Source organism: Nocardia aurea (assembly GCF_003123685.1).
GTDB lineage: Bacteria > Actinomycetota > Actinomycetes > Mycobacteriales > Mycobacteriaceae > Nocardia > Nocardia aurea.
The window spans coordinates 386,376-400,261 of record NZ_QCYJ01000085.1 but is presented as its reverse complement, the minus strand read 5'-3'; the positions used below and the strand labels follow the sequence as shown (position 1 = coordinate 400,261).

The window sequence follows — 13,886 nt, the reverse complement described above, 5'->3', positions numbered from 1 at the left end:
CGCACCCTCGTACTGCTTGGGCAGATGCCTGGTCAACGCGTCCTTGGTCTCGTAGAGATGGTTGTCCGCGTCGAACAGTTGATACGGCAGATCGATTCTGGTCATCAAATCCCCTTCGGGTCGAAGAACTTGTCAAACCCCGAGACGTTGGCGGTTACGGTGCGCTGCTGGGGCCTTGGAAGGCGGTGGCTCGAGTCCGGAGCGGCCCGTAGGCGCCCTGCCGGGCTCGGTTTCGTGGTGATCGACGATCAGTGGTGGCGGTCGGCAACCGCACCTCTCAACCGTGTGTCCGGCCAGGGACGGTTTGAAGTGCGCGCTTGTGTGGGGACCACATGGTTTCGGTGGTCGTGCTGATCTCGTCGGGGTATCCGGCAGCGTGGATGGCGGCGGTTTTGAATGCCAGCGCAGCCGAACTCGGTCGATGGGGTCGAACGGTCGCCATACCGTTCAATTCGCTCGGCAGGTCCGATCCCCACAATGTCGTGACGCTGTCACTCTGGCGCAGACTGCGTACCACCGTGTCGCGCAGCTTTTCCTCGCGGTTGTAGAGCTCGGTGGCGACGGCGAGATGATCCGGTTCGAGTGTGCGAATTCCTTTGCTCAGTGCCTGCTTCAGGTCGAGCGCCGACGCACCGAGGATGCGCAGGGAGTTCTGATGGTCGAGGTCGGGAGTGACCACCGCGACCTGCCAACCTGCTGCGGTGATGTCGAATATCCATCCGCCCAGATCGCGTACCGCGGCCAGAGATTCGGGTGCGACGACAATGGCGCGATGGATCAGCGGGCGTTCACGGATGCCGGTCAGCCAGTGTTGGATCGGCGCGGTGTTACCGCGGACGCGGCGAGGGTTCTGCGCAGGTGTGACGTCCATGCGGCTGTCCTGATTCTGTCGGTCTCCGCTCGGCGGAATCTACTGTCTCCGGGGCAGGTCGGCTCGAATGCGACCAGCGGTCGGTGCAGGTCGATGGAGCAGGTCTGTCCTCAGCGTCTGGGCAGGCCGAGAACATGCTCGGCGATGATGTTGCGTTGGATTTCGGAGGTGCCGCCCGCGACCGTGTGGGCGAAGGTGCGGATATAGCGTTCGAACCAGCCGGGTGCGAGTTCCTCGGGGTTGAGGGGGCTGAAACGTGCTGTGACGGTGGGCTGGTCGAGACCGTCGACGCCGAATGCGGTCAGCGCGTGTTCGGTGGCGTTCTGGACGGCTTCGGATCCGAACAGTTTCAGCACCGATACCGCGGCGGTGCCGGATTCGCCGCGGGCGGCGCGGGCCAGCGCGGCCGATCCGAGCAGGCGCAGGGCGTAAGCGTCCATGACGAGTCCGGCGTGATGGTCGGCGTCGAGTTCGGTGACGGGCCGGAAGTCCTCGACGAGATGATCGAGACGTTCGGCATAGCTGAGCCACAGCAGGTTTCGCTCGTGACCCAGGGAACCGTTGGCGACTTTCCACCCCTGGTTCAGTTCACCGATCAGGTTCTCCGCGGGGACGATGACGTCGCTGAAGGTGACTTCGTTGAAGTCGAGATCGTCGGGAGAGCAGACGGTAGCGATGGGCCGACGTTCGATCCCGGGGGTATCGGTCGGAATGAGCAAGACCGAGATACCGCGATGTTTGGCGGCGTCGGGATCGGTGCGGACGAAGGTCAGCACCACATCGGCGTCGTGGGCTCCCGAGGTCCAGAGTTTGTGCCCGTTCACGACGAAATTGTCGCCGTCGCGACGGGCGCGGGTGCGCAGTCCGGCCAGGTCGGACCCGGCCTCGGGTTCGCTCATGCCGAGGGCCGCGGTGAGCTCTCCGCGCAGGATCGGGATCGCCCAGCGCTCGTGCTGGTCGGGAGTGCCGAAGGTGATCAGGGACGCGGCCACGATGCCGAGACCCTGGGGGTTGAAGTTCTGGTAGATGCGGCGGCGGGCGAGTTCTTGTTTGTGGACGTACTGCTCGAGGATCCCCGCGTCACGACCGCCGAATCGGGGCGGGTGACCGGGCAGCAGCCAGCCGTGATCGAACTGGAGCCGTTGCCAGCTCCGCGCCCAGTCCGGGATGTGGGCGGTGGAACGCGGACGTTCGACCGCGTCGGCTTCCGACGGCAGATGTTCGTCGAGAAACGCCACGAACTCCGCCCGAAAAGCCTCGACGTCATCATCGAAAGTCAGTCTCACGGTGTCGTCCTTTCCGCACGGTCGCCCGTCCCGGCCGAAATCGACTGTTCCGCAACGCCCCTCGTCGGCGCCGCGCGCACGGAGATGGATTTGGTGTCGAGGTAGGCGCCGATTCCCTCTTGCCCGAACTCGCGACCGATCCCACTGTTCTTCACGCCACCGAAAGGCGCGGCGGGGTCCATGGTGTAAGGCTGATTGATGCCCAGGGTTCCGGACCGGATGCGGCGGGCCAGTCCCAACCCACGATCGATGTCGGCGGTCCACACCGAGCCGGACAGCCCGTACTCGGTGGCATCGGCGATCTCGACCGCGTGATCGTCGTCGGTGTAGGTGAGCACGCTCAGGACCGGTCCGAAGACTTCCTCCCTGGCGATGCGCATCGAACTGTCGACGTCGGCGAAAACGGTGGGCCGGATGTACCAGCCGCGATCGACCGTATCCGGCAGTTCGGTGCCGCCCGTCAGCAGGCGCGCGCCTTGATCTCGCGCGTGCTCGATAAAGCCGCGGATACGGTGTTGCTGTCGCTGCGAGACCATCGGACCCACCCGCGTCGCGGGATCGAAAGGATCTCCGACGGTAAGGTTCTCGATCCTGTCGACCAGGGCGTCGAGGAATTCCACGCTGCGGTGCCGCGGCAGCAGTACCCGGGTCTGGGCCACACAGGCCTGGCCGCTGTTCATCAATCCGGCCACGAGCATGCCGTCGGCGACATCGGCGGGGTCGGCGTCGTCGAGAACCACGGCGGCCGATTTGCCACCGAGTTCGAGACTGACCCTGCGCAACGCGGCACCACACGTTTCGGCCACCTGCCTGCCCGCGGCGGTGGACCCGGTGAAGGACACCTTGTCGACACCCGGGTGCGCCACGAGATGACGGCCGATCTCCCTGTCACCGGGCAAGATGCTGACCACCCCGGGCGGTAGCCCGAGATCATCGAGCAATTCGGCCATCAGGTAGGCATCCAACGGGGTCTCCGGCGAGGGTTTCAGCACGATCGCGCACCCCGCGAGCAAGGCGGGAATCAACTTGGCCACGATCAGGAACATCGGCATGTTCCAGGGGACGATCGCGGCCACGACACCGACCGGTTCGTGCTCGACCAGAACATCGCCGCCGAGGAATCCGGATCGCGTCTGCTGGAACGGGTAGTTCTCGGCGATATCGGCGAACGCGCGCATCATGACGCCGGGCAGCTTGGCGTGCGCGGATCGGGCGAAGGTGATCGGCGCGCCCATCTCCGTGGTGATCAGCTGGGCGAGTTCTTCTTCACGGGCGGTGTAGAGCTCGGCCAGCCGCCGCACCAGCGCGATCCGCTCGCTCGGATCGGTACGCGGCCACGGGCCGTGGTCGAAGGCCGTGCGCGCGGCGGCTACCGCCCGGTCGACATCGGCTACCGACGCGGCGGGAACCCGGGCGACGAGCCGCTCGGTGTGGGGCGAGATCACCTCGATGGTCTCGGCGGTCGTTGGCGTCACCCAGCCTCCGGCGATGAAGAGGTGTTCGGATGTCACCACGGGTGTGCCTCGCACGAGATCGTCTCTGCTCATCACGGTGCGGGCGCGGTGATGTCGCGGTAGAAGCGGACGGTCGGCGGCGGGTCGGTGGACAGCCCGACCGGCGCTGAGAAGCCACCCGCCTTGGTCGTTTCGCCCAAGCGGGCCTGCACGAGGGCGATATCCTCGGCCTCGATCTCGTAGATCGCGACGAACGGGCCGTCGCCGGTGACAGGCGCGAATCGCCGGGCGGAGACGATGCCGTCGATTCCCAGCATCTCCTTCATGTGGGTCCGGTCGTACCAACTGGTGAACGCCGCCGCTTCTTCGGGCGAGTTGGGCCGTGACTCGACGTACAGGATTCCCTTTGCCATGTCGTACCTCCTGGTATCGGATGAGCTCAGCAGTGTTTGTGGACCCGGCCGTCCTTCATCACGAACCGCACGTCCTGGACGGTGGTGATGTCGGCGGTGGGATCGCCCGGCACGGCGATGATGTCGGCGAGCAGTCCGGGGGCCAGCTGTCCGCGGTCGTCGACGCCGATGAGTTCGGCGCTGGTGACGGTAGCCGCGCGCAGTGCCTGACTCGGTGTCATGCCGCGATCGACCAGTGCCCACAGCTCCTTGGCGTTGTCGCCGTGGGGAACAGCGGGCGCGTCGGTGCCGCAGGCGATCTTGACTCCGGCCCGGATCGCCTTGCGCAGGGTCTCCCGTGCCCGGGGAAATACCTCGGCGGCCTTCTTCTGTAGTGCCGGTGCGGCTTTGGAGACGTCGAGACCTTCGGACAGATAGCTGGTCGGCACGAGGAAAGTACCGTGTTCGACCATCATGGCGATGGTGTCGTCGGTGGCCAGGGAGCCGTGTTCGATGCAGTCCACGCCTGCCCGGATGCAGGCGACGATTCCGGCGTCGCCGTGCGCGTGCGCGGCGACCCTGACACCGGCGCGGTGTGCCTCGTCGACGATGGCCGCCAACTCCTCGTCCGAATACTGTTGTGCCCCGGCGACGGTGCCGTGCGACATCACTCCCCCGGACGCCGAGATCTTGATGACCTGTGCGCCGTATTTGATCTGGTATCGCACGCATTCCCGGACTTGGGGGACGCCGTTGGCGCGGCCCTCTTCGACGCTGAGCGGCATGATGTGCGGGGCGAGACGTTGGAACATGGTGGGGTCGAGATGCCCACCGGTCGGCGTGATCGCGTGCCCGGCCCCGACGATGCGCGGGCCTTCGACCCAACCCTGTTCGATCGCGCGGCCCAGATCCACGTCGAGCAGGTAGCCGCCGGTTTTCACCATCAGGCCGAGGTTGCGGACCGTGGTGAATCCGGCGTGCAGGGTGGTGCGGGCGTTCACGGTGCCGCGCAGGGTGCGGTACACCGGGTCGTCCTGCACACCGTGCATCGGATTCGGCAGCCCGGTCGGCGTATCGGGCCCGCCGATGAGCAGGTTGATCTCCATATCCATCAACCCGGGCAACAGTGTGAGCTCGCCCAGATCGATGACCTGGGCGCCGGCGGGCAGTTCGGGTGGGTCGATCGCGGCGATGAGATTGTCTTCCACGACGATCACTGCCGGTGTGTGCACCTCGCCGGTCGCCACGTCGACCCAGCGCGCCGCTTTCAACACGACGACGTTACGGCTCACAGGGCCGGCTCCACGACACAGGTCAGGGTCGCCGTTCCGGTGTCGGGGATGCGCGGCTGGCTCCACACCTCGACCGGGAAGGACACCATGATCATCGAATACAGCAGATACATGAGGTTCTTGGCGTCCTCGGGCATGTTCTCGATGGTGAACTTGTCGCAGTAGGTGAGCGCGTCCTCGGCGCGAGGAGTGATCGCGTCGTAGAACCGCTGCATATCGGCCATCGAACTGGACAGACGTCGGTCGTAGCGTTCGGGCTCGGTGGGCAGACACCACGTCGAGGCGAACTGCTCGAGATCGGCGAAATCGTCGGGCAGCAGGGTTTCACTCATCGCTCGGTCTCCTGGCGCTCACGCTGGTAGTCGCCTACCCAATCCGCGGCGACCTTGTGCAGGTGCCGAAGCAGGATTTCCTGGTCGTTCAATTGGAAAGTCGTGACCGCACGCGATTCCAGCATCATCTGGGTCGCTTCCAGGGTGCTCGAGTCCTGTAGCCCGTATTCCTTGAAGGTCAGCGCCGCCATTTCGTGTGCGACACGGTCACGGGGGCTGCGTGCGGGCACGAAGTACAGATTGCCCTCGAAAGTGTGGGTGTTGTACGAGGTCGGCCAGTACTGGTAGGTCAGATACCAGCCGCCCGACCAGATCAGGATCACGAAATTGGGCCACAGCTGGAACGAATCCAACCCCCACGGATCGCAGCCTGCCGGGTTGAGTCCCTTCGGCATCGGTCCGAGATCGGGGACGTCCCAGGGGCCGAACAGTCCGCTGCGGGTGATGTCCTCCATGGGTTTACGCATGGTGGGATCGAGTTCCCAGGTGACGACACCGGAGGTGCTGACCAGCCGGTGCGGACCGTCGAGTTGATAGTGCGGCGCCTCGAAACCGGCCTGCTGTGCGGCGACGGAGAAGTTGTCGGGTGTCTGCTTCCCGTGCAGGATCGGCGCGTGGTAGAACTCCTGGAAAGCGTCCATGTACAGCTTCCAGTTCGCCCCGACCTCGGACCGATACGAATAGCGTTCGGTCAGTTCGTCGAAGGGGTAGCCCTCGAGGTCGGTGACCATGGGTCCGAGGAACTCGCGCAAGCTCTGACGTGGTCGGGAAGCGAGGTTGACGAAGATGAAACCCGCCCAGACCTCGCAATGCACCTTCGCCAATCCGAGAGCGCTCTTGTCGAGGTCGAAGAACTCTCCCTCCTGCTGCACGAAAGCGAGCGATCCGTCGAGCCCGTAGCGCCAGCCGTGGTATTTACAGGTGAACTGGCGACAGGTACCCGAAGTCTCCTCGCGCGGGAATTCGTCCCACACGAGTTTGTTGCCGCGGTGACGGCAGATGTTGTGGAAGGCGTTGATACCGCCGTCACGATCGCGCACGACGATCACCGAGCTGTGCGCGACCCGGATCTCCTTGGTGAAATAGCTTCCGGTGCGCGGAAGTTGCTCCACCCGACCCACATTGAGCCAGGCGCGTTTGAAGATCGCCTCGCGCTCGAGTTCGAAGAACTCCGGCGAGATCGAATCCTCGTACGACATCGGTTCCGTGCCGAGCTCGGGATAGTGCTGCGTCCAACTGCCTTCGGCGGGTTTGGGCCAACGAGCCATGGTGTAACTCCTGAAACGGGCTGTGTGACGGGGTTATACGATCGGTTCTTCACCGAGCACGGTGGTGCGCAGCATCTCTCGCGGCGAGTCCTGCGGATACGGGGCCGCGCGATGGATGACACCCCGGTTGTCCCAGATCACGGTGTCACCGACCGACCACTCGTGGCGGTAGACGCGGTCGGGCGCGGTACCACGACGCAACAGTCCATCCAGCAGAGCCCGGCTCTCACTCGGCGGCAGGCCGACCACATGGTCGGTCGACGCGCCGAGCACCAGTGAGCGCCGCCCGGACTTGTGCGTCCAGATCAGCGGATGTTCCTTGGTCGGACGGCGGCGCCACGCGGCGAGTTGTTCCGGTGTCGGATCCGCGGTCACTCCTCGCTGCGAGGCCTCGAGCGAATGCACGACCCGCATCGGCGCGAGATACTTCTGTTCGGCGGCACTGAGATTGTCGAAAGCCTTGTAGGTACTGGCGAATTCGGTCTCACCACCACTGGTGGCGACCGCCTTCGCGGTGAGCATCGTCGCCATCTGCGGGTAGGCGTCGTCCTCCGGGGTGCAACCGTCGATATGCCAGTCGAAAGTCGCGCGCAGATAGCTCGCCGACGAGTTCTTCGTAGTATCCAGGCTGACGCGGTAGATGCCCTCGACGGGATGATGTCCGGGTGAGGTGTCGACCTGGCCCAGTTCGCGGCAGAACGCCACCTGTGTCTCCGGGTCGAGATGCAGGTTTCGGAATACCAGGACACCGTGCTGTTCGAGGGCGTCGAGAATGGTCTCGGGCAGCGTCGGGTCGGTGAGCAACCTGTCGGCGTCGACGCCGTCGACCTCGGCGCCGACTTCGTGGCTGAGCTTGGCGATGGTGATTGTCATGAGGGTGTGATCCTTCCGGCCGAACCCGCTCGCGGCGGCGCGGCCGAGGTGGAGGAACAGGTCAGGGCCAGGGTTCAGCGACGCGTTCGAGTTCGGCGTCCGCGCTGTCGACCGGTTTGGGCTGTTTGAAGATCTCGATCGCCATCGCGACGATCACCAGCGAATACACCATCTGCAGCAGATGGATCGCGTCGTCGGGTAACTCCTCGAGCGGGAATTTGTCGCAGTAGGTGATCGCGTCGTCCACCCGCGGGAAACAGGCGTCGTAGAACGCTTGCATCTCGGCCATCGATTTGCCGAGCCGCTGCTTGTAGCGCTCGGATTCGACAGGCAGACACCAGGTTCGCGCGAACGGCTCGAGGTCGGCGAACGCGGCGGGCAGCATCGTCCGGGTCATCGCCCACTCCCCTGCGCCAGGTCACCGCGATATTCGTCGACCCAGTCGGCGACCGCCTTGTGGAAGTGGCGGACCAGGATTTCCTGGTCGTTGACCGGGAAATGCGTCATTCCCGCGGTCCGGTACGCCGACTCCAGCGCGGTCTGGGTGCCTGTGAGCATGCCGGCATCCTGGAGGGCGAATTCCTTGAACACCACCGAGGCGACTTCGTGTTCGACCCGTTCGCGCACGGTGCGGGCGGGCTGGAAGCACAGCATTCCCTCGAAGCGGTGAGTGTTGTAGGAGGTCGGCCAATACCGGTAGAGCAGGTACCAGCCCCGGTAGATGAGGATCTCGATATTGGGGAAGATCTGGAAGTTGTCGATACCCCACGGTTCGACCCGGCCGGGATTCAACCCTTTCGGCATCTCACCGAGATCCGGGGATTCCCACGGCCCCACCAGACCACTGCGGGTGACCCGTTCGATCGGATACATGAACTCCGCGGGCATCGTCCACCGTCGCGCACCGCCGGTGGACACCATTCGGTGCGGACCGTCGACCTGGAAATGCGCGCACTCGAAACCCTTTCCCGGTGTGCGCACCGCGCTGGGCACCTGCTGGGAATGCAGGCCCGGCACGTGGTAGTACTCCTGGAACGCGTCGGCGAACAATTTCCAATTGCTCTGGTTGTCGGCCTTGAATTCGTACCATTCGGTCATCTTGTCGAACGGATAGCCGTCCAGGTCGGTGATCATCGGGCCGAGGAATTCCCGCAGCGTCTGGCGGGGTTCGGCAGCCAGATTGACGAAGATGAATCCCGCCCACACCTCGCAGTGCACCGGGGCGAGTCCGAGGTTCTTCTTGTCCAGGTCGAAGAACTCGCCTTCCTGCTGCACGAACGTCAGGGCACCGTCGAGTCCGTAACGCCAGCCGTGATACTTGCAGGTGAACTGCCTGCACGTACCGGAATCCTCCGCGCGCGGGAATTCATTCCATACGAGCTTGTTACCGCGATGGCGGCACACATTGTGGAATGCGTTGATGCCACCGTCGCGGTCACGCACGACGATGAGCGACGCGCGTGCGACATCGAGTTCCTTGGTGAAGTAGCTGCCGGTGCGGGGAAGTTGTTCGACGCGTCCGACATTGAGCCACGCGCGTTTGAAGATCGCTTCCCGCTCGAGTTCGAAGAATTCAGGGGACACCGAATCCTCGAACGACATCATGCCGGTACCCAACTCCGGATAGTGTTGGGTCCAGCTGCCTTCGGCCGGTCTGGGCCAGAGTCGCTGGGTGGTCGGTTCGCTGGCGAGTTCGGTCACGGTTGTTCCTCCATTTCCGGGGGTGCGGATGGTCGTGGCCTGTCGTTTTCCGGGTCCGGTTGCAGAGCGACGCTGTTGAACACCATCGCCAGGCACAGATAGGCGCCTGCGACGAACAGCAATTCGATGAGCTGACGTTCATCGAAATACCGGGCCAATTCGGTCCAGGTGCGGTCGGTGACGCAGTGGCGTTCCATCAGTTCGTCGGTCATGGTCAACAGCAGTCGCTGCACGGAGGACCACCCCGGTGCGTCGGGACCGCGACGCACCGCCGCGACCTGCTCCTCGGTGAACCCGAGACCGGCCGCCATCCGCGCGTGCTGACGCCACTCGTAGTCCGAGCCGCTGCACCACGCCACCCGCAGGACGACCAGTTCTCGGTCCAGCGGATCCAACGAGGGACGCTCGAGCAGCAGACCGTTGAAAGCCAGCCACGCCGAAGCCAATTCGGTGTGATGAGCGAGAACGCCGAGGATATTGGGCACCGGTGGTGCGTCGGGATCGCCCGACAGGTACCGATCGGCGGAGCGCACATGCCCGCGCAACATCGCCCGTGTCCGGTCGTCCCATTTCTCGAGTGGTAACGGAGCCAGACGGGGAGAGACGGATTCGGTCATATCACCGATCCGCCGTTCACCCCGAGCACCTGGCCGGTGATGTAGCCGGCCTGATCGGAGCACAGGAATACGCAGGCGGCGGCGATATCGTCGCCGGTGCCCAGATGGCCGACCGGGATCGCCTTCGCAATCACGGAGTCGTCCGGAAGAAATCCCTCCGCCTGCGACTTCCGTTGCATGGGGGTGTCGATACCCGAAGGCGGAATGGTGTTGACGGTGATTCCGCTCGCGGCGTACTCGCGCGCCAGGCCCTTGGTCATCGCGACCACCGCACCCTTGGCGGCGGTGTAGTGCACCATCCGCGGTGATCCGCGCTGCGCGCTCGAGGACGAGATGGTCACGATCCGGCCCCATCCCGCCGCCACCATGTCCGGGATCGCGGCTTGCACACAGTGGAATACGCCGTTGAGGTTCACGTCGACGACTCGGTTCCACGCCTCGGGCGAGATCTCGGTGAACGGGGAGAAGCCGACCAAACCCGCACTGGTGACCAGGATTTCGATCGCGCCGAACTTGGCGCGGGTCTTGCGCATCGCCTCGTCGACCGCTCGGCGATCGGTCACATCGACCTCACACGCGATCGCCGCGCCACCCGCGGTCCGCAGTTGTTCGGCGACACGCTGAGCAGCGGCGCCATCGATGTCGAGGATCGCGACCCTGTATCCGCTCGCGGAGAACGCTTCACAGATGGACAACCCCATCCCCGAGGCTCCTCCGGTGACCATCGCGACCCGAGAGCGCTGAAACGGACGCGGGTCGACGCCCTCGGGACCGGGCGTCGGGTGTGGGCCGGTCACAGGTCACCGGCCGGAATACTGCGCACAGCGAGGCCACCGGACATGCGACGCGAGCGGACGCCGCGGACAGGCGTCGACAGTCGGGGCTGCCGTATCGCCGAGTTGAGGAACGGGAGATTTTCCACGCGCAACACCACATTCTTCGTTCGGACCAGCGACGACCGGGGTCGCGCCGGAGACATCGAATGACCACGAAGGTCCAGAGAAGGAGTCTTAAGCGACTGATCAATTCAATCGAGTGATTAAGTAATACGTGACGCGCTTCACCCCTGTCAAGATCCGTGCGCGAGCCCGGCCGCCCGGCACCTCGGCGGCAGTCGAAGGACTACGCCGCGGTCAGCGCCCGACGCCTCGCCGCCCGAATGGAATTCGTCGCCCTCGACACCGCCCACGACGAGGCGATCGAACTCATCGAGTCTTTTCTGCGTGAGGTCGAAGGCGAACGTCGCCGGCCCACAGACCCATTCGCGAACCAGCCAGTCCCATCGGTTTCCGACGAATCGGTGCGTCGTGTCGGCCCGAAGCAGCAGGTCGAGTTGTCGACCCCTCATTTTCCTTGCTGGTACGGAACGATCTCCGGAACAGTCACACCCTCCGGCAGGACGAGTCGACCGTCCTTGTCGATATAGCCGGATCCGTACCGCGGCAATGGCAGAGCCGGATCGGGGCACGGTTTGTCTGTCCCGGCACCACAGATGCCGCCGTTGAAGTACGAACGTTCTTGTATGTCCACCGGCCAGGGGTCGGCATGCATGCCGAACCACTGGGCGGGAACGTTGTAGAACACGAAGAAGATCGCGCTGACCGCGGCGAAGATCGCCAGGAAGCGGGTGGCTTGCTGTTGAACGACACCGCCTCGGAGCCGGTCCAGCCCCCGCTCGACCACCGTGCGTCCACGATCGTCGGTGAAGTAGTACAAGCAGCACAGACCCGCCTGGACTCCGCCCCACATCAGACCCTCATAGACCGGCCATTGGTAGTAGTGGCCCGCGTTGAACGACACGGACCGGATGGCGCCGGGGAAGGTGTACAGGCCTATCGGCATCAGCACCAGACCCTCCATGACGAAATCGAAGACGAAAGCCCAGACCGCCACCACTCCGATCAACCGGAGGTTGCTGATCGTCGGCCACTTCGCTTTGACCCGGCGCATGACCCAGGCTCCGAAGATCGTGCACAGCAGAACTCCGTAGGCATATCCCGGTGCGTTCATCAGCAACGGTTCGGCCACCTGATGACCCGGTTCCTCGGGCGAGACCCAGCCCGGAATGTGTGAGGACCAGGAGCCGCGGTTGAACATCCAGGTGTTGTAGGTGCACCACGTGTTGAAATAGTTGAGCAGTGGGTCCTGAAAGAACATCAGGCCGGTCGCGACGAGAAACATGCCGTCGAGGGTGATGCGCCGTTCACGGCGCCAAGGCCTGACGATGAACCACCAGATGCCCAGCGGCAGGCCGATCACGATGCCGATCGTGTAGACCGTGAGGATCGTCTTCATCAGCGTGGGCAGTTCGGTCGGTCCTGCGGGGACCCGCTCGAAATAGGGTCCGGTGACCCACCGAATCCACACGTAGACCTGAAGAATCAGAAGCGCCGCGCCGACCGCCGCCCAGATTCGGACGGGCTTGACCGAGGGCTGAGGCTCGCTGCCGAGTGCGGCCGTTTCTCCGATCGGCTCGGTGACGGTCGAGGCCTTCTTCCTGTCCCAGGGCGCGCTCATCGCAAGCCCCGCTTTCCGACCACGAAGGCCTGGCGCTCGCGGACTTCGCCTGGGACGAGAAATAAATCTGCCACGACCGCGGGGACGTCCTGGTCGTGGCACACATCTGCGGTGGTCGGTGCCGTCATCGGTCACCCTCCTTAAGTAGCCCAACGTCCGTAAAGATACCACTGAGAATCTCAATGACCACCCAGTCTTCAAGAATCTGAAAGAGTGATTCCCGGTGGCTCAGCCGCGATCGACAAATGCAACCCCGCGGCGCCTACTGCTGTCGCTTCTCCGCGACACAGCGTCAATGCCGGACTGTCGCCGACATTGCACAAGCTGTTACTCCACGCGAAATCGGCTGTCCGACAACAACTCAACGGTAGGGAGATACTTCCGCGAGGACAGCTCGCCGACTCGGCACGAGATCGGCTCCGGCGCCCTGGCCGCACGAGTCGCGGTGCGCCGATGTGTCCAGGGTCAAGGGGCGCCGATCAACATGGAGGATCTACCCACGGCGTCCACGACCTCCGAACACTCTCGTCGGCAAGCGACGATCACACCTGATATCAGGGCAATTTGATTGCCGACAGGTACATTTCGAGGACCGGTCGGTAGAGGTCGACACCGTCGAGTTGGGTACCCAGCACGACGGAGTCGGTCGTGTGGACGAGGATGCGCGCGAACGTCAACGGGGGGATCAGCAGCGTCGCACCGATTCGGTCGAGACCCTCGATGATGAATCGCGCCAGCGCTTCGACGACCTCTTCGCGTTTGGCCGCGACCCGTTCCTGCGCCTCGGGGTTGCGCAGCAGATACAGGGTGAATTCCAACCCCAGCGCGGCATGGTCGGCGCCTCGGTCGGCACTGAGTTGCCGCCACAGCGCCGCGACCTGGTCGAGTTCGTGCGCCTCCACCTTCGATGCCGCCGACAGCACTTCGGTGAAGGTGTCGAAGTAGCGCTGCCAGTACCAGTCGTTCACCGCCAGGAAGAGTTCTTCCTTGGTCGGGAAGTGCTTGTAGATAGCACCTTTGGTGTAGCCCGCGGCATAGGCGATGTCATCGAGGGTCGCCGCCGTGAAGCCCTTCTCGGCGAACACCTCCTGCGCGGCATCCAGCAGCAGTCCACGCGTGCGCTCGAGTCGTCGCTCCCTGGTCCAACGCTCAGCCATACAGCGAGTATGCCACGAATCTGAGAAACCCTTCCAATACATAGATTCTTGTTGGTATATTTTCTCCCGCACAGCTACTGAAGGAGGGCGAGCGATGGCTGCCCGAGCAACAACAGACCAGTGCCG

14 protein-coding genes are annotated in these 13,886 nt (G+C 64.2%); all 14 read right to left on the bottom strand.

Annotated features, from left to right (window positions below):
• Positions 1-277: 277 nt before the first annotated feature.
• Positions 278-871: a hypothetical protein gene (locus DAT37_RS18665; RefSeq protein ID WP_109526030.1), complete on the bottom strand. Its 594-nt coding sequence runs from the start codon at positions 869-871 to the stop codon at positions 278-280.
• 110 nt (positions 872-981) lie between these two features.
• Positions 982-2,157, bottom strand: coding sequence for an acyl-CoA dehydrogenase family protein (locus DAT37_RS18660; protein ID WP_109526029.1), 1,176 nt, complete (start codon positions 2,155-2,157; stop codon positions 982-984).
• Positions 2,154-3,668 carry an aldehyde dehydrogenase gene (locus tag DAT37_RS18655; protein WP_232839841.1) on the bottom strand — a complete coding sequence of 505 codons (1,515 nt, stop codon included), beginning with the start codon at positions 3,666-3,668 and terminating at the stop codon, positions 2,154-2,156. The genes DAT37_RS18660 and DAT37_RS18655 overlap by 4 nt, the downstream gene beginning before the upstream one ends.
• Before the next feature lie 35 nt (positions 3,669-3,703).
• Positions 3,704-4,024 (bottom strand): hypothetical protein, encoded by a 321-nt coding sequence (locus DAT37_RS18650; RefSeq protein WP_109526027.1) that lies wholly within the window; start codon positions 4,022-4,024, stop codon positions 3,704-3,706.
• A gap of 26 nt (positions 4,025-4,050) precedes the next feature.
• On the bottom strand, positions 4,051-5,295 hold the full coding sequence (locus DAT37_RS18645) for a metal-dependent hydrolase family protein (protein WP_109526026.1): 1,245 nt from the start codon (positions 5,293-5,295) through the stop codon (positions 4,051-4,053).
• The gene (locus DAT37_RS18640) at positions 5,292-5,627 is read right to left on the bottom strand and encodes a hypothetical protein (RefSeq protein ID WP_109526025.1); all 336 of its coding nucleotides are present in this window, start codon (positions 5,625-5,627) and stop codon (positions 5,292-5,294) included. Before DAT37_RS18640 ends, DAT37_RS18645 begins: the two co-directional genes overlap by 4 nt.
• Positions 5,624-6,895: an aromatic ring-hydroxylating oxygenase subunit alpha gene (locus DAT37_RS18635; protein ID WP_109526024.1), complete on the bottom strand. Its 1,272-nt coding sequence runs from the start codon at positions 6,893-6,895 to the stop codon at positions 5,624-5,626. The genes DAT37_RS18640 and DAT37_RS18635 overlap by 4 nt, the downstream gene beginning before the upstream one ends.
• A 33-nt stretch (positions 6,896-6,928) precedes the next feature.
• On the bottom strand, positions 6,929-7,768 hold the full coding sequence (locus DAT37_RS18630; protein WP_109526023.1) for a TauD/TfdA dioxygenase family protein: 840 nt from the start codon (positions 7,766-7,768) through the stop codon (positions 6,929-6,931).
• A gap of 61 nt (positions 7,769-7,829) precedes the next feature.
• Positions 7,830-8,165, bottom strand: coding sequence for a hypothetical protein (locus DAT37_RS18625; protein WP_109526022.1), 336 nt, complete (start codon positions 8,163-8,165; stop codon positions 7,830-7,832).
• Entirely contained in the window at positions 8,162-9,469 is a 1,308-nt protein-coding gene (locus DAT37_RS18620; protein ID WP_232839832.1) for an aromatic ring-hydroxylating oxygenase subunit alpha, read from the bottom strand. The genes DAT37_RS18625 and DAT37_RS18620 overlap by 4 nt, the downstream gene beginning before the upstream one ends.
• Positions 9,466-10,086, bottom strand: a complete 621-nt coding sequence (locus DAT37_RS18615; protein WP_109526021.1) for a carboxymuconolactone decarboxylase family protein — start codon at positions 10,084-10,086, stop codon at positions 9,466-9,468. The genes DAT37_RS18620 and DAT37_RS18615 overlap by 4 nt, the downstream gene beginning before the upstream one ends.
• Positions 10,083-10,811: an SDR family NAD(P)-dependent oxidoreductase gene (locus DAT37_RS18610; RefSeq protein ID WP_109526020.1), complete on the bottom strand. Its 729-nt coding sequence runs from the start codon at positions 10,809-10,811 to the stop codon at positions 10,083-10,085. The genes DAT37_RS18615 and DAT37_RS18610 overlap by 4 nt, the downstream gene beginning before the upstream one ends.
• Before the next feature lie 619 nt (positions 10,812-11,430).
• A complete protein-coding gene (locus DAT37_RS18600; protein ID WP_109526018.1) occupies positions 11,431-12,603 on the bottom strand; it encodes a spirocyclase AveC family protein in 1,173 nt (390 codons plus the stop codon).
• Between the two features lie 554 nt (positions 12,604-13,157).
• Complete coding sequence (locus DAT37_RS18595) at positions 13,158-13,760, bottom strand: TetR/AcrR family transcriptional regulator (protein ID WP_109526017.1); 603 nt, start codon at positions 13,758-13,760, stop codon at positions 13,158-13,160.
• Between the last annotated feature and the right edge of the window lie 126 nt (positions 13,761-13,886).